At 43.3% G+C, this 23,684-nt stretch carries 20 protein-coding genes; 18 read left to right on the top strand and 2 right to left on the bottom strand.

Features of this window, described 5'->3' with window-relative positions; all coding sequences use genetic code 11:
* The first annotated feature begins 21 nt into the window (after positions 1-21).
* The 11 genes from I2484_RS07115 (at position 22) to I2484_RS07065 (ending at position 11,172) form a co-directional block, all read left to right on the top strand.
* Complete coding sequence (locus I2484_RS07115) at positions 22-477, top strand: ACT domain-containing protein (RefSeq protein ID WP_275956876.1); 456 nt, start codon at positions 22-24, stop codon at positions 475-477.
* 15 nt (positions 478-492) lie between these two features.
* Positions 493-1,383: a prephenate dehydratase gene (gene pheA, locus I2484_RS07110; RefSeq protein WP_207150348.1), complete on the top strand. Its 891-nt coding sequence runs from the start codon at positions 493-495 to the stop codon at positions 1,381-1,383.
* Positions 1,384-2,240: 857 nt separating this feature from the next.
* Entirely contained in the window at positions 2,241-3,380 is a 1,140-nt protein-coding gene (locus tag I2484_RS07105) for a LysM peptidoglycan-binding domain-containing protein (protein WP_207150347.1), read from the top strand.
* Positions 3,381-3,387: 7 nt separating this feature from the next.
* Positions 3,388-4,257, top strand: coding sequence for an aminoglycoside phosphotransferase family protein (locus I2484_RS07100; RefSeq protein ID WP_207150346.1), 870 nt, complete (start codon positions 3,388-3,390; stop codon positions 4,255-4,257).
* Positions 4,258-4,530: 273 nt separating this feature from the next.
* A complete protein-coding gene (locus tag I2484_RS07095) occupies positions 4,531-5,766 on the top strand; it encodes an ATP-binding protein (RefSeq protein ID WP_207150345.1) in 1,236 nt (411 codons plus the stop codon).
* 289 nt (positions 5,767-6,055) lie between these two features.
* A complete protein-coding gene (ruvA, locus tag I2484_RS07090) occupies positions 6,056-6,661 on the top strand; it encodes a Holliday junction branch migration protein RuvA (protein WP_207150344.1) in 606 nt (201 codons plus the stop codon).
* A 194-nt stretch (positions 6,662-6,855) separates the two neighbouring features.
* Positions 6,856-7,866, top strand: coding sequence for a Holliday junction branch migration DNA helicase RuvB (ruvB, locus tag I2484_RS07085; protein ID WP_207150343.1), 1,011 nt, complete (start codon positions 6,856-6,858; stop codon positions 7,864-7,866).
* 29 nt (positions 7,867-7,895) lie between these two features.
* A complete protein-coding gene (gene queA, locus I2484_RS07080) occupies positions 7,896-8,945 on the top strand; it encodes a tRNA preQ1(34) S-adenosylmethionine ribosyltransferase-isomerase QueA (RefSeq protein WP_207150342.1) in 1,050 nt (349 codons plus the stop codon).
* A gap of 1 nt (position 8,946) precedes the next feature.
* Positions 8,947-10,086, top strand: coding sequence for a tRNA guanosine(34) transglycosylase Tgt (gene tgt, locus I2484_RS07075; RefSeq protein WP_207150341.1), 1,140 nt, complete (start codon positions 8,947-8,949; stop codon positions 10,084-10,086).
* Positions 10,087-10,126: 40 nt separating this feature from the next.
* Positions 10,127-10,393, top strand: coding sequence for a preprotein translocase subunit YajC (gene yajC / locus I2484_RS07070; RefSeq protein WP_255551177.1), 267 nt, complete (start codon positions 10,127-10,129; stop codon positions 10,391-10,393).
* Positions 10,394-10,530: 137 nt separating this feature from the next.
* A complete protein-coding gene (locus tag I2484_RS07065; RefSeq protein WP_207150340.1) occupies positions 10,531-11,172 on the top strand; it encodes a DUF421 domain-containing protein in 642 nt (213 codons plus the stop codon).
* On the opposite strand, the gene I2484_RS07060 is transcribed toward I2484_RS07065, so the two are convergent.
* The gene (locus I2484_RS07060) at positions 11,166-12,683 is read right to left on the bottom strand and encodes a putative polysaccharide biosynthesis protein (protein ID WP_207150339.1); all 1,518 of its coding nucleotides are present in this window, start codon (positions 12,681-12,683) and stop codon (positions 11,166-11,168) included. The two genes, I2484_RS07065 and I2484_RS07060, sit on opposite strands and share 7 nt — an antisense overlap.
* 96 nt (positions 12,684-12,779) lie before the next feature.
* Between I2484_RS07060 and I2484_RS07055 the strand changes: the two genes are divergently transcribed.
* The 7 genes from I2484_RS07055 (at position 12,780) to dtd (ending at position 21,809) form a co-directional block, all read left to right on the top strand.
* The gene (locus I2484_RS07055) at positions 12,780-13,100 is read left to right on the top strand and encodes a post-transcriptional regulator (protein ID WP_207150338.1); all 321 of its coding nucleotides are present in this window, start codon (positions 12,780-12,782) and stop codon (positions 13,098-13,100) included.
* Between the two features lie 181 nt (positions 13,101-13,281).
* Positions 13,282-15,552 (top strand): protein translocase subunit SecDF, encoded by a 2,271-nt coding sequence (gene secDF / locus I2484_RS07050; protein ID WP_207150337.1) that lies wholly within the window; start codon positions 13,282-13,284, stop codon positions 15,550-15,552.
* 94 nt (positions 15,553-15,646) lie between these two features.
* Positions 15,647-15,991 (top strand): LapA family protein, encoded by a 345-nt coding sequence (locus I2484_RS07045; protein WP_207150336.1) that lies wholly within the window; start codon positions 15,647-15,649, stop codon positions 15,989-15,991.
* A 151-nt stretch (positions 15,992-16,142) separates the two neighbouring features.
* Positions 16,143-18,482 (top strand): single-stranded-DNA-specific exonuclease RecJ, encoded by a 2,340-nt coding sequence (gene recJ / locus I2484_RS07040; protein ID WP_207150335.1) that lies wholly within the window; start codon positions 16,143-16,145, stop codon positions 18,480-18,482.
* On the top strand, positions 18,482-18,994 hold the full coding sequence (locus I2484_RS07035; protein WP_207150334.1) for an adenine phosphoribosyltransferase: 513 nt from the start codon (positions 18,482-18,484) through the stop codon (positions 18,992-18,994). The genes recJ and I2484_RS07035 overlap by 1 nt, the downstream gene beginning before the upstream one ends.
* A gap of 159 nt (positions 18,995-19,153) precedes the next feature.
* The gene (locus I2484_RS07030) at positions 19,154-21,352 is read left to right on the top strand and encodes a RelA/SpoT family protein (RefSeq protein ID WP_207150333.1); all 2,199 of its coding nucleotides are present in this window, start codon (positions 19,154-19,156) and stop codon (positions 21,350-21,352) included.
* A 16-nt stretch (positions 21,353-21,368) separates the two neighbouring features.
* Positions 21,369-21,809 (top strand): D-aminoacyl-tRNA deacylase, encoded by a 441-nt coding sequence (dtd, locus tag I2484_RS07025; RefSeq protein ID WP_207150332.1) that lies wholly within the window; start codon positions 21,369-21,371, stop codon positions 21,807-21,809.
* A 278-nt stretch (positions 21,810-22,087) separates the two neighbouring features.
* Here dtd and I2484_RS07020 read toward each other — a convergent pair whose 3' ends face one another.
* Entirely contained in the window at positions 22,088-23,602 is a 1,515-nt protein-coding gene (locus tag I2484_RS07020; RefSeq protein ID WP_207150444.1) for an N-acetylmuramoyl-L-alanine amidase family protein, read from the bottom strand.
* Between the last annotated feature and the right edge of the window lie 82 nt (positions 23,603-23,684).

Here is a 23,684-nt window from a genome sequence, read left to right as displayed (position 1 = left end):
ACGCACGAAGGGGGATATCCTATGAAACAGTTGGGGGAAGGTCAGTTTTATCTTGTAAGGGAAGACGTACTGACGGAATCGATGCTGAAAATGTTAGAAGCGAAACGGCTTTTAGCGAGCGGAGAGGAATCGACGATACAAGATGCAACAAAAAGGGTAGGATTATCCCGTAGTGCATTTTATAAATACCGAGATACTGTTTACCCGTTCGAATCAATTGCACGTGAGCGTATCCTGACGATTTTCATTCAGCTTGAAGACCGGAAAGGATCGCTAGCGACATTGTTGCAGATCGTCTCGGAGTCAAAATGTAATGTCTTGACAATTCATCAAACGATTCCTGTTCAAGCAAGGGCTAATATTACCTTGTCACTCGATGTGACAGAAATGATCATAAAAATGGAAGAGTTCCTGCAACGGTTGAAATCACCTGACTTTGTCGATTCGGTTGTCTTAATCAGTTCAGGTGCACTCTGATGGGGGGATTATAGTATGGGAAATGAAAGGTATACGCCTACTGTCGCTTATTTGGGGCCGGAAGCATCATTCACGCACGTTGCGGCAAGCACTCTTTTTGGAACTTCGGGATTGATACCTCACCCTACGATACCGGATTGTATAGAGGCTGTGGCAGAAGGGCGTGTCGTCTATGCGATTGTTCCACTTGAAAACGCGTTGGAAGGATCCGTTCCGATGACCATCGATTACCTGTTCCATGGGGCAGATTTGTTCATCAACGCTGAAATTTCGATACCAATAGAACAGCATCTTATGGTCAATAAAAAGCAAGTGCCTTTTATCGCCGAAATGGAATCCATTAATTCCCATCCCCATGCTCTTGCTCAGTGCCATAAATATTTGCAGTACCATTACCGTCGTGTTCCGCTTATCCAGACGACTTCCACGGCGGCGGCTGCCAAATTTATTTCCGAAAACCCAGATGTGAAGGTTGCGGCAATCGGAAACAAGCTGGCGGCTGAAAAATATGGTTTACATATCGCAGAAGAGAATATTCACGATTTTCATTTTAACCATACGCGATTCGTGGTATTATCCCTGCGAAAAGAAAGTTTGGAAACAAATGGTCATTCTGCAAAACTAAAAACGACATTAATGGTAAAACTACCAGAAGATGACCGTTCAGGTGTCCTGCACCAGGTTTTATCCGTTTTTGCATGGCGCAGACTCAATTTAAGTAAAATTGAATCAAGGCCCTTAAAAACAGGACTCGGCAATTACTTCTTCATTATCGATGTAATGGAATCCGAAGAACACCCAATGATGAAAGGTGCTATGGAAGAACTCGTCGCACTGAATTGTACTGCTCGCTCATTCGGTTCATATTTCATGTACGACCAACTACCGTCACGTCATTCAATATGACCGTGATGGTTTTTTTATTGGGCAATAAATCACTTCGGCAATTTCCTGTAAATAGTGAATTAATGACTATATAGTCGGCACTTAACAAATAGAATGTACTTCCAACACCGCTTAGTCGCTTGGTGATGGCCTTACGCAATAAGCCCGCCAGAAGAACACTAGGGAGGGATTGAACTGCATCCCTCCTAAGTCTTATTGCTTCGGCTCACACTTGTCGCTTCTTCGCTAGATTTGTTCGTTATACAGGTGAGGTATGCCACCTAGTTAATTCTAAATAAGTAGTGCCGAATATATAGAAGTAAACAAGGAACACATTGTACAAAGTGCTAAAGTGCCCGAAATTGCATCTTCGGGCACTTACAAACTCTATAGAAAGTCATCTACTCTTTTCTTCCAAAACAACTGCATTTTTCACTTGAATAGTGTAGGAGCGCGACTGGCAACTATTCACAACAGTGTGACTGAAAAGAGTGTGTCTAGAAGTGACGGAGTCGCTTCTAGACACACTAGGATCCACTCAGTAAATCTGTCATGAATAGCTAGCCGTTAGCGGGCCGAAACTAGTCCAGTGAAAATGAAGGTCATCAAGCCCTTCTCACGAGTAATTTATGCGAAAAAATGGTTAATTAACAGGAGCGATACCACTTGGCATATGGCAGGAGGAATCCCTAAGCGCCGAAACGGATTCAATGAAATTCTTTATTTCAACATATATAGTTTCCACCCCCAGCTTTTCTTTAGAATAAACCACCCACTGCCGCATATACATGGCAAGAGAGGATATCTCGTTAAAGAGGAGCGTCACACAGACGGGCGTCCGTTCATACGATGGATTGACGGAAGGGGGAAATTTTTAAGTGGAAGTCCATATTGTTGTAAAAGGGGATACGCTTTGGAAGATTGCGCGTCAATACGGTATCCCGTTTGAAGATTTAAAGCGGGTGAATGCGCATCTTGCAAATCCAGATTATATCGTGCCTGGAATGAAAATTTTCTTGCCAAAAAGACAGCATCACGGAACGAATGAGCATGTCAAGCACCCGGAACACGTCAAGCACCCGGAACATGTCAAACATCCGGAACACGTCAAACAACCGGAACATGTCAAGCATCCCGACCATATCAAGCATCCCGAACACGGGAAGGAACCGATGAAACCGGTACCGAGACCACCAACACCGAAACCACCAACACCAAGACCGCCAGCACCAGTTCCGAGACCGCCAATGCCAACACCAAGACCACCAACGCCAGTACCACCATCTAAACCAACACCGGCTCCGATACCATTACCGACGCCGACACCAATGCCAGCGCCTCCGCAGGCGCAAATGCCAATGCCGATGCCAATGCCAATGCCAATGCATCCGATGATAGGTATTCCATGTGGATGGATGCCGATTTTTGACGCAGACTGTTTCCCATTCATGCATTCAGGGCAAATTCAAGCGATGCCAAGACCAGAACCACCAATGCCTTTACCATCGACGCAATTTCCGATGTATGAACAAGAATCACCGATTTTCTCTGGCCAAGGACCTGCAACATCTCCTTTAGGAATACCTATGGTAGAAGGGTGGCAGTTGCTCGAATCGCCTGATTTCATGTTTGAAGAAACGGCCGAAATGGTTATGCAACCAGTCGAGTGTTCACCAGAATTTATGCATGAAGCATCACCAGAGTTTGACTTGCAACCGCCTGCTCCGTGTCCACCTGGGCCGGGTTACGTACCGCAGGCTATATCACCAGCTCTACAAGGGCAATGGAGTCCCGCACAGTTCGGTTACCCTATGCAGCACCCAGGTCATCAACAAGGTTGTGGCTGTGGTTGCGAAGGTCCGCAGCATCACCAACAACAGCATCATCATCACCACCAGCAAATGATGATTCCGCTCTTTTACGGCCATCCATGCAATTGCCCTACTTGCATGCAACAGGCAACACCATATTCTGGAATGCCTCCTAATCAAGGTTCCAACTGGTTCGGAGCGTATTGATCGGCATATGGCGCTGGATGGGAAATTAGAAAAAATAAAAGATAATGTGTGGAAATTAGAGAAAGATGGCAAACGCTTTTCGGTGAAGCGATATCACTCCAACTCCACCGCAATGAAAGTACAACGTGTACATGATGCCCTTCATTCTGTTTCTTTTCCACATATTGTAGATGTCATGCCCCAAGAAAATCAATTGACGTTTGTTCAGCCGTGGTTGGATGGCGCAAAATCGGTAAACTTTAAGAAAAGGGCAGATCGGACGGATACACTTGCTGCTCTCCATGCACTTCATGAAACCAAAGCACAACTCGACTGGCACGCCTCACCTTATTTGCATCCGTATCCACTTATCGCGAAGTGGGAAGAACGGATAAGTCGTTTCCGTGAAGTTAGCGGGGCTTGTGAGGCGTATATTGAAAAAGGCCTTGTCGATGAAATCCTGTTTTATGCATTAAACGCGATTAGTGCAGTGAAGAAAACCTATAGAGACAATCTGAATGGTACATTGCTTCACGGTGATGTCGTCCATCATAATATCTTGCGAGATAGAGATGGCGTCATCCGTTTCATTGATTTCGATCTAGCGAGTACGGGACCGGCTGGTACTGAAATTGCGCTCTGGATTCATCGGGTGCTACCACAAATCGGCTATGACATTGATTTTCTGTTTGATGAACAGCCATCGCTGCGAAGATTAGATCATGCTTCCAAGACACTGCTTCTATTTCCGAATGAGATACTTCGTGAATGGCTTCATTTTTTTACGTTGTCACCGTCTAGAAGAGAAAGACAGGCGAAGCAATTGATCCCCTTTACCGAGTCTGCACTCTCACATTGGCCAAAACTATGGTATGATGTAGAACGGATAAACACTTAGTGGAAAAGGTAATCGTCGGGCTTTTAGCGTGATAGAGTAACTCGAAACGGAAGACTAAAATTAATCCCTCTAAATAGGATTCATTCTACTTATCCATCCACCATAAGAATGGTTTTCATTCTTATGGTGGATGGATATTTATTATTTTTGAGGGTAGATGACCAGTGAAAAAAATATACATATAGATCTGTAAACTAGTGTACAATCTAATGGTGTCTGTACATCTAGCGAAATAATAATTAGGTAATAAGGGTCGTGGGAAGGAGATTTCTTTTGATTGAAACATTATTATTGAACTTTTTGTTTTTACTCTTTCCGATTCTAATTGCTGTAATATTCTTTGAAAATAGATTAACTAAATTCAATAAATATCTGCTTGTTTTACTCGCTTCTGTGACGCTGATTTTTTGTATGGCGTTCCCAGTTAAATTGGAGTTAGGGTATATCGTTGATTTAAGATATATTCCATTTATTATTGTCGCCCTTTTCGGTGGACACAAAATGGCGTTTCCACTTTATATCGTTCTAAATGCTTATCGGTTCTTTATCGGCGGAGATGGTGTTTTTCAGTCGCTTGCTCTTTCGACGGGAGTCCTTATTTTGGTACCGTTATTAAGTGCGAGATTTTTGCAACAAAACTCTCGGTGGCGAATTTTTTATGCGGCATGCGTCACTTTTCTTACTATGACGTATTATTTTTTCACGTTGAGCTTTAAATTCCCGAAACTGACAAGCGAATTTTGGTACTTAGTATTTTATACGCTTAGTACTCACCTAGTGGCAGTTTTTGTTCTAATGGCTTTAATTGAGAAAATTGTCTCTAATGTCAAAAGACGCGAAATGTATGTGCAAGCAGAAAGAATGAGAGACGTTAGCCACTTTTCGGCAAGTATTGCTCATGAAATCAGAAATCCACTTACTGTAACAGGAGGGTTTCTCCAACTGTTAAATGAGTCTAAAACGATTACCGCTGATGAAAAAATATATATTGAATTTTCGTTGCAAGAATTAAGGCGGGCAGAAAACATCGTCAGTGACTTTTTAACGTTTTCGAAACCGCAAAGTGAAAATATGGTTTTCTCTGATTTTGCAAAAGATGTAAAGTACGTCGAGAATATCATGCAACCGTATGCGAAGAAGAATCGAGTTGAAATCCTAGTTCGTTTAACAAATACACTAAAAACAACATATGATGAAAACCAAATGCAGCAATGCCTCATTAATTTGGTTAAGAATGGAATAGAGTCGATGCAAGACCACGGCGGCAAGCTTAGTGTTGATGTGTCGGAACACAAGCAGAACATCTTAATAAAAATCCAAGATAGCGGGAGCGGCATGACAAGAGAAGGGATTTCACAAATGGGAAAACCTTATTATTCTACAAAAAAAGAAGGAACCGGCCTTGGAATGTTCATGGTTTATAGCACAATCAGGAATGTTAAAGGGGAAATTAAAGTGAAAAGTACAGTAGGGAAGGGAACAACTTTTCTATTATACATACCGGTGTAACTGTATTGATAAATAGTGTGGTAGTTGCTATGATAAGCGTAACCTAGATCAATGTGAGTGAATGACCGATGGCCGCCGACAAAGCGGTCATCTTTTCTTTTGTGGGTCGACCTCAATTAAGAGTAGAAAGTGCGTTCGTATGGTATAATCGATTCTATATAAAGTTGAATGTATGAATAACTATATAAACAGCGGAGGCGCTTTTCGAAGGCGAGAGGCATCCCTGAGCGCCGCAGTGGATTCAATGGAATGCTGTATTTTTTACGTATATATTTAGGGGGAGAGTAGCGTGTACGACTACATAAAAGGGCGAATCACACGTGTGACGCCTGAATATATCACACTCGAACAGGGTGGGATTGGCTGGCTCATCATGACGCCCAATCCGTATGCTTTTCATAAAACTGAAGAAATCCAGCAAGTGTTCACTTATCTACATGTCCGTGAAGATATCCAATTGCTACTTGGATTCAAATCTCTGGAACAGCGAGAGTTGTTCAAGAAATTGATTACGGTATCCGGTATTGGTCCAAAAGGTGCTTTGGCTATACTTGCTAGCGGCATCCCTTCACAAGTTATTGGCGCAATTGAAAGGGAGGATGAAGCGTTCCTCGTACAATTCCCGGGAGTTGGGAAAAAGACGGCGCGACAGATGATCCTCGATTTGAAAGGGAAATTGTATGATCTATTTAATGCGATGGATATGCCAGATGATGATGTCACACTTCTAACAATGGCTGAAAATGGTGCGCTTGATGAAGCAATACTTGCACTAGAAGCACTCGGTTACTCTCAGCGTGAATTGACGAAAGTGAAGCCGAAATTAGAAAAAGAAGAACTCGATACAGAAGGATACATGAAAATGGCACTTCGGTTATTATTGAAACAGGGTTAATTGTATGTGTAAATTGAAGTATTGAGTCCCGTATTTAAACTAAGCGAAGGCGCCTTACAAGGGGTAGCCGAAGCCCTTAGCCAGGTGGCGAAGCTACCTGGCTCAGGGTGGGAGGCATCCCCCGAGCGCCGTAGCGAATTCAATGGAATTCTTTATTTTAACCTATATAGCAACAGTAGAAAGGGGGGCGGACAATGGAGGAACGAGTTATATCGGGAGAAGTATCGGATTTCGATGAACGTTTTGAACAATCGCTTAGACCGCAATATCTGAGTCAGTATATTGGACAGGAAAAAGTGAAGGAAAACCTCGGTATTTTCATCGAAGCAGCAAAAGGACGTAGCGAAAGTTTGGATCATGTCCTATTGTATGGACCACCGGGTCTAGGAAAGACGACACTCGCAACCGTCATAGCTAATGAGATGGACGTCAACATTCGAATGACCAGCGGCCCTGCAATTGAACGCCCTGGTGATCTCGCAGCGGTCGTTTCATCTCTCGAACCGGGGGATGTATTATTCATCGATGAAATCCATAGGCTGAACCGGGCAATCGAAGAAGTACTGTATCCTGCCATGGAAGATTTCTGTTTGGATATCGTTGTCGGGAAAGGGCCGTCTGCGCGGTCTATCCGACTCGATTTGCCGCCATTCACACTGATTGGCGCGACAACTCGTGCAGGAGCATTATCTGCGCCGCTACGTGATAGATTCGGTGTTCCACTTCGACTCGAGTATTACGATGTTGCGCCGCTCAAGGAAATTGTCGTTCGTAGCTCAGGCCTATTTGAAGTGGCAATTGACGAACAGGCCGCAATAGAAATAGCTCGCCGTTCTCGTGGAACTCCACGTATTGCAAACCGCCTGTTGCGCCGTGTACGCGATTATGCACAAGTAAGAGGCAATGGGAGCATTACAATGGAAATGGCAAATGAAGCGCTAGAAATGCTGCAAGTCGATTCACGTGGTCTTGATCATATTGACCATAAGTTGATCACAGGAATGATTGAACGCTTTCGTGGCGGGCCTGTTGGAATTGATACGATATCTGCAAGTATTGGCGAGGAGTCGGTAACAATCGAAGATGTCTATGAACCGTATCTTCTTCAAATCGGTTTTATCCAACGGACACCGCGTGGGCGGATTGCGTCTCGACTTGCGTACGAACATTTTGGCTATCCAGTTCCCGAGCACAACGATTTCTAATTCAATTATAAAGGGAGAATTTATAGACGATGGATGTAAATGATTTTGATTTCGACTTGCCAGATACTCTTATTGCACAAACGCCGTTGCTAGACCGCACAGCAAGTCGTCTTATGGTCCTTGACCCAGAGACGGGGGAAGTAGAGCACCGTCATTTTCGCGATCTACTCGATGAACTTGAGTCGGGAGATATGCTGGTACTCAATGATACGCGGGTCTTGCCGGCGCGATTGATGGGTGTGAAAGAAGATACTGGTGCCATGATTGAAGTATTACTATTGAAGCAAACGGCAGATGACGAGTGGGAAACGCTCGCAAAACCTGCGAAACGTGTGAAGCTTGGTACAATTGTCACATTTGGTGACGGACGTCTGAAGGCAGAGTGCACGGGCATTTTGGAACAAGGCGGACGTACATTCAAATTCATCTATGACGGTATTTTTTATGAAATCCTAGATGAACTTGGGCAAATGCCACTACCGCCTTATATTACTGAAACGCTGGATGATCAAGCGCGCTATCAGACAGTGTTCGCGAAAGAACGGGGTTCGGCAGCCGCACCGACTGCAGGACTTCATTTCACCGATGAAATCCTGGAAAGTATTCGAAATAAAGGCGTCAATATCGCATTCATTACACTGCATGTTGGTCTAGGCACATTCCGACCAGTCAGTGCAGATACGATTGAGGATCATACGATGCATTCCGAATATTATCATGTCACTGAACAAACGGCAGATGCAATAAATGATGCTAAAGCACAAGGTGGGCGCGTCATAGCGGTCGGTACGACGTCTGCGAGAACACTGGAGACAATCGCTTCGGAAAATGGCGGTAAAATTGTGCCTTCAAGCGGCTGGACGTCGATTTTCATCTATCCAGGTTATGAATTCAGTATTTTGGATGGTCTATTAACCAATTTTCATTTACCTAAATCGACGTTGATCATGCTGATTTCTGCACTAACAACTCGAGACCATGTTTTAGCAGCATATAACAGGGCGGTTGCGGAAAAATATCGCTTCTTCAGCTTTGGAGATGCAATGTTCATAAAACCGTCACAAAGGAAGGAATCATAAAATGACAGCAGTCACATACGAACATATCAAAACATGTAAACAAACGGGAGCACGTCTTGGAATTGTCCATACTCCGCACGGTTCATTTGAAACACCGGCATTTATGCCCGTTGGTACACAGGCAACTGTTAAAACATTGTCACCTGAAGAGTTGATAGAAGTCGGAGCAGGCATTATTTTAAGTAATACCTATCATCTATGGCTTCGTCCAGGTCAGGATATCATTGGAGAGGCAGGCGGACTACATAAGTTCATGAACTGGGACAGACCGATTCTGACTGACTCAGGCGGTTTCCAAGTGTTTTCACTAAGTGAATTCCGTAAAATCGAAGAGGAAGGTGTCCATTTCAGACATCATTTGAATGGCAGTAAATTGTTCCTTAGCCCTGAGAAAGCGATGGAAATCCAGAATACACTAGGCGCAGACATTATGATGGCTTTCGATGAATGTCCGCCGTTCCCTGCAACGCATGAGTATATGAAAGCTAGCGTTGAACGGACATCTAGATGGGCTGAAAGATGCCTAGGCGCACATGCACGTCCGGCAGATCAAGCCCTATTTGGCATTATACAAGGTGGCGAATTTGAGGATTTACGCGCTCAAAGTGCAAAAGATCTTGTGTCACTTGATTTCCCAGGCTATGCAATTGGTGGCTTGTCTGTTGGCGAGCCGAAAGATATAATGAACCGTATCCTTGAACACACAACACCGCTTCTACCACAAGATAAGCCACGTTACTTGATGGGTGTCGGTTCACCTGATTCACTTATTGATGGCGCTATCCGAGGTATTGACATGTTTGACTGTGTCCTACCGACTCGAATCGCGCGAAACGGTACACTTATGACAAGTGAAGGACGTTTGAATATCCGTAATGCGAAATTCGAACGTGATTTCCGTCCTCTTGATGAAAAATGTAGCTGTCATGTCTGTAAAACCTACAGCCGGGCTTATATTCGCCATCTTATTAGAGCGGATGAAACATTCGGAATCAGATTGACGTCTTATCATAATCTCCACTTCCTTCTTAATTTAATGGAGCAAGTAAGGGATGCAATTCGCCAAGATCGACTCGGAGATTTCCGCGAAGAATTTTTTGAAAGCTACGGATTTAATAAACCGAATGCAAAAAACTTTTAAATCTTGTATAATGAATCTTGATTGAAGGGGGGATATATATATGAGTGGAGGAGTTATGCAATTATTACCATTCGTTGCGATGTTCGCAGTGATGTGGTTCTTGCTTATCAGGCCGGCGCAAAAGAAACAGAAAGCGACGAAGCAGATGCAAGGAGATTTAAAACGCGGAGATAAGGTTATCACAATCGGCGGCATTCACGGAACAATCGATGCTGTAGATGATTCATCGGTTTTCCTTAAAGTTTCTGAAGGTACTACACTGCAGTTCGACAGACAAGCTGTAGGACGTGTAACACAATCAATATAAGTATTTTAAGTATATGAAGAGGCGATTGGCTGAGTGGGAAATTTCCCGTTCAGGCAATCGCCTCTTTTTCGATAATGGGCATGTATACAAGCATTGGGGTAAAGGGCATCCTTTCTTAAAAGGGAGAGATCTTAGTTATGAATGATTTACTAATCATCGGTTTCCGGACTGTGTTTCTTTATATTCTTATTTTGATTATCTTACGAATTATGGGGAAACGTGAAGTCGGTGAGCTTGGAATTATCGACGTTGTTGTCTTTATAATTATGGCGGAAGTTGCAGCATTTGCACTCGATTCCCCAGATAATAAATTGATGCACTCTATTCTGCCCATGCTTGTTTTGCTCGTTATCCAACTCGTTTCTTCTTATTTTTCATTAAAAAGTAAAAAGTTCAGAGACATTGTCGATGGTGAACCGACACTTATTATTAGACATGGAATAATACTAGAGCAGGAAATGCGTAAACAGCGCTATAATTTGGATGATTTATTCCAACAGCTTCGTGAGCAACAAATCGGCTCTGTTCATGAGGTGTCATTCGCTTATTTAGAGCCATCTGGAAATTTGTCTGTTTTCAAACATGATGATGTCCAACCTGTTCTTGCGCTTATTTCAGACGGTTTTATTCAATCTAGACATTTAGAACTCATCGGTAAAACAGATGAATGGCTTGTAAAAGGACTCCAACAACTGGGAGTCAATGATGTGAAACAGATTTTCTATTGTTCATATGAGAGGAATGAGCTGCAGTTTCAGTTGAAAGATAAGTATCAATGACTTTTCAGTAGTCTCCTGAACAGAAACAGATCACTTTTTTTAACTTGGCCCGTCAAAATAAGAATTGCAAGCAGGAAAAAACTTGTGACAGCACATTCCGTAAATAATCCAAAATCCCCAATCGGAATGAAAATGGGTCGCATAATACAAGTCATGATAAAGGAAGCATAGGGCAAAGCGAAAATCGTGAAGCCGGAAGCGGTCGATTTGTTTTTCCGAAGTGTTGCTATATGAAGGAATGATGTAATGAGCACACCGAAGCCGATCGCAAGGACTGCCCCTGTCACCTGTAGACCAGGTTGGGAGGCGAGGATGAACATGACCGCCAGTTTTGCAATACCACCGTATACGGAGTTCATCATCCCTGCCTTGGCATCACCAGTGGCCTGTAAAATCGAATAAAGTGGTCCTTGAATATAATAAAAGAAAAAAACAGGAGCAAGTAACGCCATATAGGAAGCACCTTGAGTGACATGGAATAATTTTACTGCCAAATCCTCACCGTGAATGAAAAAAACAGTTGCAGCGAACGCACCCGTTAAAGCGGATAAGCGCAAGGACAGATGAATCCGTTCTTTCAGTTTGCTCGTATTATTTGATGCGACTGCTCCGCTTACGGCGGGAACCAGGACAACAGACAAGGCATATGGGATGAAAGCTGGGAATAGGAGTAGCGGCACGAGTACACCGGATACAATGCCGTACAACGTTGTGGCAGCTACAACTGAAACCCCTGAAAACGCGAGTGCGCGGAGGAAGATAATCGGCTCAAGGAACCAAGTAAACGTACCGAACAGGCGGCTACCAGATGATGGCAAAGCGATGGCCAGCAAAGGTTCCATCGGATAGCGCTTGAGTTTCTCCTGTTGTTTTGGTTGTCGTTTCTTTTTCTGCCTATATTTGAACAGCAAATATAAAACGGAAAGCATTTCTGCAAGAAGCGTAATACCCATCGCATAAGCGGCACTCAGTGCTGTATTATCAGCTATAAGAAGATGTGGCAAAAGCCATGTGATTAGTGCAATTCGGCATATTTGTTCGATGATTTGTGACCACGCTGTTTCTTCGATTCGTGCAATACCTTGGAAATATCCGCGGATCAAGCCCCCGATGGCAGCGATTGGCACGATTGCGATACCGACGTACAAAGTAGCGGACGAAGCAGAATTACCGAGAAGCGTTTCAGCTAAGTAGGGAACGAACAAGATACAAGCCGGGATAAATACCACTGCTGTCAAAATGGTGATGAAGGAAGCTGTCTTCATAAGGGAAGGAATTCTTATGGATTGCCCTTTCGCTTCGAGTTCGGCAATCACTTTAGCTATGGCGATCGGTACTCCAAGCTGGACAAGTGACAGGAAAAAGATAAATGCGGGATAAGCAGTCATGTAGATGCCGACCGCCTCTTCGCCTGCAATCCGCATGAATTGAATCCGGAAGACGAATCCTAAAAGCTTGGTTAGGAAGACGGCAACCATCAAGACGACAGTTCCGCGGATGAATGAAGACAATTTAAACAACTCCTTCTCAATTCCGGTCATTTCATATACACTAAACCTATGCAGAAATATCCATACTTACGACTGTCCAGGAAAGGGATGGAAAAGATGCCAAGACGATTCGGACAACTGTTCACCCATATGCTGCCTGCAATTGAAAGCAAAAAGACTGAATTTCATCTGTACGGTTATACAACAGTAACCGAAGAGGATATTTGGACATTTTGTGTCCAGAAGAAATGGCGTAAAAAAAATGTCGAGGATATGGGGATGCATGAAATTGCAAATGGAATCCTCAAAATCTCACCAGCAGAATATATGACGTTTACACAGATTGAAGAACAGCGCGGTGCAAACTGGTTTACCGACTTGAACAGTGAGGAACTTCAAATCTTGCTGACACCACAAAAATCGAAAAGCGAGTTATGATAGGATGAAACATGACCATTTGACACATGAATGACTGTGTTTCATAATAGACATATTGTGTTTTTATAATTGTGTAGTATTCAGCGCCAATTTTTACGTGGGCGCTGTCGCTATTCTCGGAGTATGTACATAGATAAATGCCGTACAACTGCACTCCATATTTAGAGGGGGAAATTGGATTATGAAAAAAAGAGGACGGATTGTAGCGTTTCTATTATTAATCGTTGTGTTTGGTTTGACGATTGGAACGACTGCAAGTCCGATAGTGAAAGATGTAAAACTGGGACTAGATTTACAGGGCGGCTTTGAAGTCCTTTATCAAGTCGAACCATTGAAGAAGGATGGCCCAAAAGTAACAGAAGACATGGTTAAAGATACAGCGAATGCGCTGACGAGCCGGATTGACGTACTTGGAGTAAGTGAACCAAGTATCCAAATCGAGTCGGGTAACCGAATTCGCGTGCAACTTGCGGGAGTAGAGGACCAGGAATCAGCTAGGGAACTCCTTTCTACTCAGGCAAATCTGACATTCAGGGATGCTGATGACAATCTTCTATTAGACGGAAACGACTTGAAAGAAGGAAAAGCAAAAGCGAACTTCGGCGAAAACGGTAACCCAGTCGTAACGCTTGAAATGAAATCGCCGACTAAATTCGGCGAAGTGACAACATTGATCTCACAAAAAGCACCAGAGAACGTAATGGTCATCTGGCTAGACTTTGTAGAAGGTGAAGATTCTTTTAGGGCGGAAGTAGCGAAAGAGAAACCTAAATTCGTTTCTGCACCTTATGTGAAAAACCCGATTAACTCATCAGACGTTGAAATATCGGGATCATTCTCTTTAGAAGAGACGAAGAGCCTTGCAGGAATTTTGAACGCAGGCGCATTGCCTGTTCACCTTGAAGAAGTTTACTCGACGTCAGTCGGCGCGCAGTTCGGTGAACAAGCGCTTAACAAGACGATTTTTGCGGGGATAATCGGTATCTCGCTCATATTCATATTCATGCTTGTGTATTACCGCCTGCCAGGTTTTGTGGCAGTTATTACATTGTCGGTTTATATTTTCATTATCTTGCTCGTCTTCACGCTTATTAACGGTGTGCTTACGTTGCCTGGTATTGCGGCACTCATGCTTGGAGTCGGGATGGCCGTCGATGCGAATATCTTGATGTATGAACGGATACGAGAAGAATTGCGTGTCGGTAAATCTGTTAAGACATCGTTTATGGCTGGAGCGAAATCATCGTTCACTGCCATTCTTGATGCTAATATCACGACACTTCTTGCAGCGGTAGTCCTATTCAGTTTCGGGACAAGCTCAGTTAAAGGGTTCGCGACGATACTTATCATCAGTATTCTAGCCAGCTTCTTGACGGCTGTATGGGGGTCACGCATACTCTTGGGGCTTCTTGTCAATAGTGGTGTGTTTGATGGAAAAACAGCATTATTCGGGGTTTCAAAGAGCAAGGTTCATCCTGCTGAAGAACAAATTGAAACGCTGGATCTAACTACGAAATTTGATCGATTCAATTTCGTTGGAGCACGTAAAAAGTTCTATGTCATTTCAGCAGTGTTACTAATTAGTGGTGTAACTGTGCTTGGTATCATCAAATTGAACCTTGGCATCGATTTCTCACAAGGTACACGTGTCGAAGTGCTTGCTGACCAACCAGTGACGAAAGATGAAATTTCTACTTATCTTGATAAAATCGGACAGCCGACAGACGATATCGTCATTTCTGGCGATACGAAAAATATCGGTGTCATACGTTATAAAGAAGACTTCAAACAAGAGGAAGTCAATAAACTCAAAACGGATCTAGCTGCCGAATATGGTACGGATCCGAGTATTTCGACAGTTTCACCAACGGTCGGTAAGGAACTGGCGAAAAATGCAATTTATGCCCTTCTTATCGCTGCGCTTGGAATCATCATTTACGTTGCATTCCGTTTCGAATGGCGAATGGGTGTTGCCTCGATTATTGGGCTCTTCCACGATGCATTCTTCATGGTTGCGATATTCAGTATTCTGCGTCTAGAGGTAGATATCACGTTTATTGCGGCGGTCTTGACCATTGTCGGGTACTCCATCAATGACACGATTGTTACGTTTGACCGAATACGGGAAAACATTAATCATCGCGGCCGGATTGACAATGAAGCAGAACTAGCAGACATCGTCAATAAATCATTGCGTCAGACACTTGGGCGTTCTGTAAATACGGTGCTTACAGTAATCTTTGTTGTTGTAGCGTTAATGCTATTCGGAGCAGAATCGATTCAAACCTTCTCAATCGCCCTTCTGATTGGATTGTTTGCAGGAACTTATTCTTCGATTTTCATCTCAGCTCAAATCTGGTTTGATCTGAAAAAACGTGAAATCAAGAAAAAAGGTGCCATTAGAGTAGAGGACACGAAGAAGCAATGGGGCTCAGACGAACCTATCGTTTAAGAACCTATTATGATAAGTTTCGGTTATTCATGGAACAGGGTATACTTTATGTATACTCTGTTCTATTTTTTTCTTAAGGAAAGGGGAAAGTTATATGAAATTTCAATGGAATTTACTGTTAGGTCTTTTATTTGCCATCATTATCGCTATCTTTGCTGTCGTCAATGTTGATGCGGTACAAGTCAATTATGTGTTTGGACAAGCACAGTGGCCACTTATTCTTATTATTTTAGGTGCAGCTCTTCTTGGTGCCATGGTCAGTGGGTTTGTTGCAATGTTCCTGTCCTTTCAATCAAGTCGTCGAATCAAAGAGCTTCAAAAAGAAATGACTCTCAAAGAGCTAACCATTGCAGCGCAGCAGAATGAAATTGCGGAACTGCAAAAGTACACAGCTTTACCATCCAATGAGGAAGTAATTATCGAAAACAAAAATGTATAAACAGAGAGCATCTTCCAGCTACTAATACCGTGGAAGATGCTCTTTTTTGTGAGCGAATTCAGTTTGGACTTCTAGTTAGGGGAATTAAAACAGTCTTTTCTTTTAGAGTCGTAGCCCATCCGCTATAATGAATATAAGGATGTGAAGGAATTTGATCGAATCAATGAAGAGATGGAAAGTGGAACGACCGGATGAACAACTTGTAACGATGTTAACAAAAGATCTTGGTATTTCATCTGTCCAGGCAAAAATACTTGCTTCAAGGGGAATAATAGATTCCGAAGTGGCAAAAGGTTTTTTACATATGGATGCATCTAGTATGCATGACCCTTTTTTACTATATGATATGGACAAAGCAGTCTCACTCATAACAACGGCAATCGCAACTGATAAGAAAATTGCTGTTTATGGTGATTATGACGGTGATGGCGTGACGAGTGTAACGGTCCTGACAACGGCATTGGAGCGAATGGGTGCAGATGTGTTCTATGCGATACCCAATCGATTCAAGCATGGTTATGGACCTAATAAAGACCTATTTTTAGAGTTGTATGAAAAAGGGGCTTCGCTTATTATTACAGTCGACAATGGTATTTCCGGCATCGATGAAATTGCTTATGCGAAATCACTTGGTATGGACATCATCATTACAGATCACCATGAAATCGGTGAGGTGTTGCCAGCAGCAGATGCCATCATTCATCCTCGACATCCTGAAGGGCAGTATCCGTTCGGAGAGCTTGCTGGAGTTGGTGTAGCATTCAAACTTGCATGCGCCTTACTTGAGGGTGTTCCGGAAGATTTATTTGAACTAGTGGCTATCGGGACAGTTGCAGACTTAGTTCCGCTTCGTGATGAAAACAGATACTTCGTCAAAGAGGGCATCAGGCAGATGCGTGTCTCAAAGCGTCCTGCTATCCAGGCGCTCGCACGCATCGCTAGCACCGAACAAGCAACACTCTCAGAGGAGTCAATCGGATTTATGATTGGACCCCGTCTGAATGCGGCTGGGCGTTTAGGTGACGCTACCCCCGCAGTCCAACTATTGATGACTGAAGACGCAACGCAAGCGATGACACTGGCAAAAGAACTTGACACGCTGAATAAAGAACGGCAAGCGATTGTAGCTGAAATAGCTAAAGAAGCGGAAGACATGGTTTTGAAAATGTACGGTGATACAGTTCCGCTCGTCTTCGTTATCGGAGGGGAAGGCTGGAATTCTGGTGTTGTGGGAATTGTAGCTTCAAGATTAACTGAGAAATATTACCGACCATCAATTGTATTGTCAATTGACAGGGAAACAGGGATTGCTAAAGGGTCTGCAAGAAGTATTGCTGGTTTTGATATGTTTGCCGAGCTATCCAAAAATGCCCAGCTTCTACCTCACTTTGGAGGTCATCAGATGGCGGCAGGAATGTCCCTTGCAGTTACAGATGTAGTCACGCTACGTGAAAACCTTAATAAACAGGCAGTTCAAGTGTTGACGGAAGAAATGCTTACACCAGAAGTTCGTATCGATGTTCCGCTGTTAATTAGTGAAATTGATGTCAGCGTTTTGGAATCGCTGGAACTGCTCCGTCCATTTGGAATGGCCTTTGAAAAGCCTGTTTATATGCTCGAAGATATTACAGCCACAACTGTACGGAAAATTGGTGCGGCAAAGAATCATATGAAGCTAGAATTAGCGGATGAGGGCGTTTCACTTGATGCCATCGGATTCGGACTCGGACCTATTGCTGACCAACTGACACCAGGTGTAAAGTTGTCGGTTACGGGTGATTTGCAGGTGAATGAATGGAACGGCAATAAGAAGCCTCAGTTATTAATCAGCGATATTCGTTCTGATGAGTGGCAGCTGTTCGATTTGCGCGGTGTACGCGAAGCAACTAGGTGGCTGCCGACCATTCCGCTAGACGATACACTATTTATTGCATTCCATGAACAAACGATTATACATTTCCAATCATCTTTGCAGGGGATTGCCATTACGCTATTCGGACAAGAAACAATAACAAAGGCAAAAAATCTCGTCTTTTTGGATATTCCGGACAATGTTACGCAGCTTGAAGAACTTGTGGTTTCTGTCCAGCCAGACCGCGTCTATGCGCATTTCCACGCATCCGAATCAAGGTATTTTGATGGGATTCCTGGTCGCGATCAGTTTGGCTGGTATTACAGTTTCTTGAAAAAACGCGAGAAATTTGACTTTGTTACGAATGGAGCTCAGCTCACAAAACATAAAGCGTGGAAAAAAGATACGGTTTATTTCATGTCAAAGGTGTTTTCTGAGCTTGGATTTGTTAAGATTGAAGATGGTTTTGTTTTCGTTCAGGAAACGGCCGGTAAGCGTGATTTGACGGAAGCACCAGCTTACAAAGAGCGCGAACGTCAAATTGAGCTTGAGAAAAGACTGCTATATGCGCCTTATATGGAATTGAAACAATGGTTCGATACTGTGCGAAATGGAATTGTCGACAGGGAGGAACACTAATGGATTTGAAAGAATATGTGACGATTGTACCGGATTATCCGAAAAAAGGAATTAGCTTTAAGGATATTTCAACAATCATGGACAATGGTCAAGCTTATAAATTCGCAACAGATGAAATTGTTAAGTTTGCGAAAGAAGTTAATACGGATATAATTGTAGGCCCGGAAGCGCGTGGATTTATCATCGGCTGTCCAGTTGCCTACGCACTAGAAGTAGGATTTGCTCCTGTCCGCAAACCCGGAAAGTTGCCAAGGGAAACGATTGAGGTCGAATATGATCTTGAATATGGAAAAGATACGTTAACAATTCACAAAGATGCCATAAAGCCGGGTCAGCGTGTACTAATTGTCGATGATCTTCTAGCAACAGGCGGTACAGTGGGGGCGACAGTCGAGCTTGTTGAAAAGCTAGGCGGAGTCGTTGCAGGCTGCGCGTTTATCATAGAGCTGTCGTATTTAAACGGTCGCGAAAAATTGCAAGGTTATGACATGCGTTCGTTGATCACATATTGAAAAAAACCCTTCGCCTTAATAAGCGGAGGTTTTTTTTCAATACGTGGAATAAAGAGACGAACCACTTTTCCATATACTAACCCTTTACATGGGCATGTATTTATACATACAATAGGGAATACAATCATTTTTGCGGATAAAGTCGAAAGGGGTAATATTATGGCGAAAAATCGTGACATGACGGCGGAAGAAATATTCACACTTGTTGCCTCTTATATGAATGAAGAACACGTTGCGTTCGTCAAAAAAGCATATGAGGCAGCGAAGACTGCACACGAAGGACAGCACAGAAGTTCAGGTGAAGTCTACATCATTCACCCTGTCCAAGTTGCGGGTATTCTTGCCGAATTGGAAATGGACCCTTCGACAGTTGCAGCCGGGTTCCTTCACGATGTTGTGGAAGATACGGACATCAGCAGGGACGACATCATCCGTGATTTTGGCGAAGAAGTTGCAATGCTTGTCGACGGTGTGACGAAACTAGAGAAATTACAATATAAATCTAAAGAAGAGAAACAGGCAGAAAACCATCGTAAAATGTTCGTAGCGATGGCGCAGGATATCCGAGTCATTCTTATTAAATTAGCTGACCGGCTTCATAATATGCGTACGTTAAAACATGTGCCAGAAGAAAAGCAACGCCGGGTTGCAGCTGAAACGTTGGAAATTTTTGCACCGCTTGCCCATCGGTTAGGAATATCGGCTATTAAATGGGAGCTTGAAGATACAGCTTTACGTTATTTGAATCCTCAGCATTATTATCGAATTGTCAATATGATGAAGCGCAAACGCGTCGAACGAGAAAACTATTTAAAAAATGTTATGGAACAAATCAAAACGGAAATTGGAGAGATGGAAATTGAGGCTGATCTTTCAGGTCGTCCAAAACATCTTTATTCGATTTATCGCAAGATGGTTATCCAGAAGAAAGAGTTCAATGAAATCTATGACCTTCTGGCTGTTCGAATTATCGTTTCAAGCATTAAAGATTGCTATGCTGTCCTTGGTATCATTCATACACTATGGAAACCGATGCCTGGAAGGTTCAAAGATTATATTGCGATGCCTAAACAGAATCTTTACCAGTCGCTGCACACAACAGTTGTAGGCCCAGCTGGCGATCCGCTTGAAGTACAGATCCGAACTGAAGAGATGCATAAAATTGCAGAATTCGGAGTTGCAGCACATTGGGCATATAAAGAAGGAAAAACGATAGCTGAAACCCCAAGTAATATAGACTCGAAATTGACTTGGTTCAGGGAAATACTCGAATTTCAGAATGAATCTTCTAACGCTGAAGAATTCATGGAATCACTAAAATTCGACTTGTTCTCGGATATGGTCTATGTCTTTACGCCGGATGGAGATGTTATTGAACTACCGGCAAGTTCGGTCCCAATCGATTTTGCTTACCGTGTCCACTCAGAAATCGGAAATCGGACGATTGGCGCAAAAGTGAATGGCAAGATGGTCCCGCTTGATACTGAATTATTTACGGGGGACATTATTGAGATTCTGACATCGAAGCAATCGCTTGGCCCGAGCCGTGATTGGTTAAAACTTGCCAATACGTCTCAGGCAAAAAATAAAATTCGTCAGTTTTTCAAAAAACAACTTCGGGAAGAAAACATTCTAAAAGGCCGAGAAATGATTGAGAAAGAAATAAAATCACAAGAATTTGATTTGAAAGAAGTGCTTTCACAGGAGAATATTAAACGCACAATCGAAAAATTCAGCTTCACTTCTGAAGATGATATGTATGGCGCAGTTGGGTTCAATGGGATTACGGCGCAGCAGGTAGTTAATCGTCTTGCAGAAAAGTTACGGAAAGTACGTGAGCAACAAGATACAATTGACAAAATCGTGTTAGATATGAAATCCCCTCAACCGGAAAAAATGACTGAATCGGGTGTTATTGTTAAAGGGATTGACAATCTACTGATTAGGCTATCGAAATGTTGTAATCCCGTTCCGGGAGATGAGATTGTAGGATTCATCACAAAAGGACGCGGTGTTTCCGTCCATCGTACCGACTGTCCTAATATTGTGTTCGGGGATGACGAGAATGACCGGATTATCGACGTGGAATGGGCGATTGGACCTTCTAGTGCAAGGAAAGAGTTCCTGGTTGATATTGAAGTGTCCGCATTCGATCGTCAAGGGTTGTTGAATGAAGTGATGATGGTTGTCGCCGATACGAAAACGCCGATGGTTGCGGTAAGTGGCAAAGCGGACCGTGACAAAATCGCCCGCATTCATATGACGATTAAAATTACTGATCTTGCACATTTGCAAAGAATTGTTGATCGGATTAAACAAATTCGCGATATCTATTCTGTGGAACGTGTCATTAATTGATTGGAAGGTGTAACAGATGAAAGTTGTGTTGCAACGGTCAGGTCCAGCTGCTGTCCGTGTCGATGGTGAGACGACGGGTTCAATTGATAAGGGTTATGTGCTCCTTGTTGGTGTAACTCATTTGGATAGTGAAGAAGACGCTGCTTATCTTGCGAAAAAAATTGCAGGGCTCCGTTTATGGGAAGATACCGAGGGGAAGATGAACTATTCAATCCTTGAGGTAGGAGGGAATATCCTTTCAGTTTCCCAATTTACTTTGTTCGGGGACGTGAAAAAGGGACGTCGCCCTAGTTTTACCGAGGCGGCGAGACCAGAACAGGCAAAACCTCTATGGGAATACTTCAATCACAAATTGGAGGAAGAAGGATTGAGAGTTCAAACAGGCATTTTTGGCGCAATGATGGATGTCGAGCTCGTTAACGATGGGCCTGTGACGATTATTCTAGACTCGAAATAACATAGGAAAAGGACCTTCCTCAACACATGGAAGGTCCTTTTTGCTTTTGAGGAGTTTTTGGTATGCCCTTTTCTATTCAGTGTGTGGTACCACCTGCTGCCACAATGCATTTTTCTCCATGCTACTGTTGATTGGGTTTCTATACACATTAAACGAAGGCGCCTTACAAGGGGGAACCGAAGCCCTAAGACTGGCAGCGAAGTTGCTTGGCTTAGGGCGGGAGGCATCCCCTAGCGCTATAGCGGATCCAATGTGGTTCTATATTTCAACTTTTCTAGTTAATTAGTGTTGAAGTAGTCGAGAAGCCCTTGGTAGATACCATGTGTTGCACGTTCACGGAACATGTCGCTTGTGACTGTCCGTTCCTCAGCAGAATTCGATAGGAAACCCAGTTCAATCAAAATAGCATTTTGCCTGTTCTCACGAAGAACTAGGAAATCGCCAGGCTGTGATCCTCGGTTACGCAAATTTACTGACGAGGCAAGTCCTTCGTTGACCGTAGAGGCGAGCGCTTGTTGCTGTGCGTGTGCATAATACGTCGTAAAGCCTGCTACGCTAGAATCGGGATTGGCATCATAATGGAGACTGATGAAGGCATCCGCGGCATGCTGATTGCTAATAGCAACTCGCTTTCTTAACGATACATAAGTGTCTGTTTCACGAGTTGTAATCACAATTGCGCCAGCCGCTTTTAATTTAGCTGCTAACAATTCAGAAGTAAGAATTGTAATGTCCTTTTCGTCAGTTCCTCGGGTCCCTGTCGTGCCGCGGTCATTACCGCCATGTCCAGGGTCAATTACGATTGTAAGCCCCTTTAAAGTGCCGGCAACGCGTGGAATCGATTCTTTCATAACGGGTTCTGTCAATAATGATTCGTCGCCCGTAGACACGACCCATGTGGCAACAAATGCAGAAGCTCCTGTCGGTAAATAAATTTCATACCAGTCGCCATCTTGTTTAACAATCGGAAACTTTTCTCCTGCATCTGCAAGAGCAGCAATCTGTGATGAAGTCGTAGCAGCTTCGCGGATATTCGTTCCGTTTGACAGGATGGTAACCGTACCTATATTTGAACCTTCTGAATCCTGTTTGTCATTCGATGACAGCGCACCGTGGAATGAGTAGACCCAACCCGATTCGTTATCACCCAATGATATATGGACCCAATTGCCGTTTACTTCCTTAACGTCGTATGATTCACCCTGATTAATGAGGCCAATCCGCTTAGAAGAAAGGTCTGCATTCTTTCTGACATTGAGCGAATCAACCGAAACGGTAAATGACTCGGGTGATGTGGCTTGATTGGTTGCTTTTGGTGCAGTTTGATTTGCTACCGCAGTAATATAGTCCGTATGTACCCAACCGTTAATGCCGTTAAATGTAATAGAAGTCCATTCACCGTCATTGCCAGTAGCAATTGCTTCATCTCCAGCGGCCATCCGACCGAGTACAGCTGAATTGGTGGAAGGGCTGGATCTTACATTCAGCTGATTGACGCGTGAAACGACTGCAGTACTTGTCCCAGTAGATTTATCTGCGGAAGCAGTTAGCCAAGAGGCAATCCATCCAGAACTGTTGCCGTGCTGGATTTGGTACCAGTCTCCAGAAACAGCAATAACTTCTACTTGATCACCTTTTTTTAACGATCCTGTTACAGCATAGGTAAGCCCGGCACCAGACCGGATGTGCACTGATGGCGCATCAACGACGACTGATTCCGTATTGGCGCTAGCCGTAGGAATGTCGTGGAATACGCTGAATAAAAGTATAAATACGATCATCCATTTGCTCATTTTTGACAAAATATCATACCCCCTATAGTTCATTGTAGAAGTTTTTATGATAAAAAACCACAATTAATCGAAAAAGGTTGAC

It is taken from the genome of Sporosarcina sp. E16_8, from assembly GCF_017347095.1.
In the GTDB taxonomy this organism is placed as follows: Bacteria; Bacillota; Bacilli; order Bacillales_A; family Planococcaceae; genus Sporosarcina.
The sequence above is the reverse complement of the archived record's forward strand: the minus strand, read 5'-3'. Positions and strand labels throughout refer to the sequence as shown.

Bases quoted from the DNA above. Each gene is read 5' to 3' on its own strand.
- pheA (WP_207150348.1), top strand. From the start codon at position 493: ATGGGAAATGAAAGGTATACGCCTACTGTCGCTTATTTGGGGCCGGAA.
- I2484_RS07035 (WP_207150334.1), top strand. From the start codon at position 18,482: ATGGATTTGAAAGAATATGTGACGATTGTACCGGATTATCCGAAAAAA.
- I2484_RS07115 (WP_275956876.1), top strand. From the start codon at position 22: ATGAAACAGTTGGGGGAAGGTCAGTTTTATCTTGTAAGGGAAGACGTA.
- dtd (WP_207150332.1), top strand. From the start codon at position 21,369: ATGAAAGTTGTGTTGCAACGGTCAGGTCCAGCTGCTGTCCGTGTCGAT.
- I2484_RS07045 (WP_207150336.1), top strand. From the start codon at position 15,647: ATGAAATTTCAATGGAATTTACTGTTAGGTCTTTTATTTGCCATCATT.
- ruvB (WP_207150343.1), top strand. From the start codon at position 6,856: ATGGAGGAACGAGTTATATCGGGAGAAGTATCGGATTTCGATGAACGT.
- queA (WP_207150342.1), top strand. From the start codon at position 7,896: ATGGATGTAAATGATTTTGATTTCGACTTGCCAGATACTCTTATTGCA.
- I2484_RS07055 (WP_207150338.1), top strand. From the start codon at position 12,780: ATGCCAAGACGATTCGGACAACTGTTCACCCATATGCTGCCTGCAATT.
- secDF (WP_207150337.1), top strand. From the start codon at position 13,282: ATGAAAAAAAGAGGACGGATTGTAGCGTTTCTATTATTAATCGTTGTG.
- I2484_RS07020 (WP_207150444.1), bottom strand. From the start codon at position 23,602: ATGAGCAAATGGATGATCGTATTTATACTTTTATTCAGCGTATTCCAC.
- I2484_RS07030 (WP_207150333.1), top strand. From the start codon at position 19,154: ATGGCGAAAAATCGTGACATGACGGCGGAAGAAATATTCACACTTGTT.
- yajC (WP_255551177.1), top strand. From the start codon at position 10,127: ATGAGTGGAGGAGTTATGCAATTATTACCATTCGTTGCGATGTTCGCA.
- tgt (WP_207150341.1), top strand. From the start codon at position 8,947: ATGACAGCAGTCACATACGAACATATCAAAACATGTAAACAAACGGGA.
- I2484_RS07100 (WP_207150346.1), top strand. From the start codon at position 3,388: ATGGCGCTGGATGGGAAATTAGAAAAAATAAAAGATAATGTGTGGAAA.
- I2484_RS07065 (WP_207150340.1), top strand. From the start codon at position 10,531: ATGAATGATTTACTAATCATCGGTTTCCGGACTGTGTTTCTTTATATT.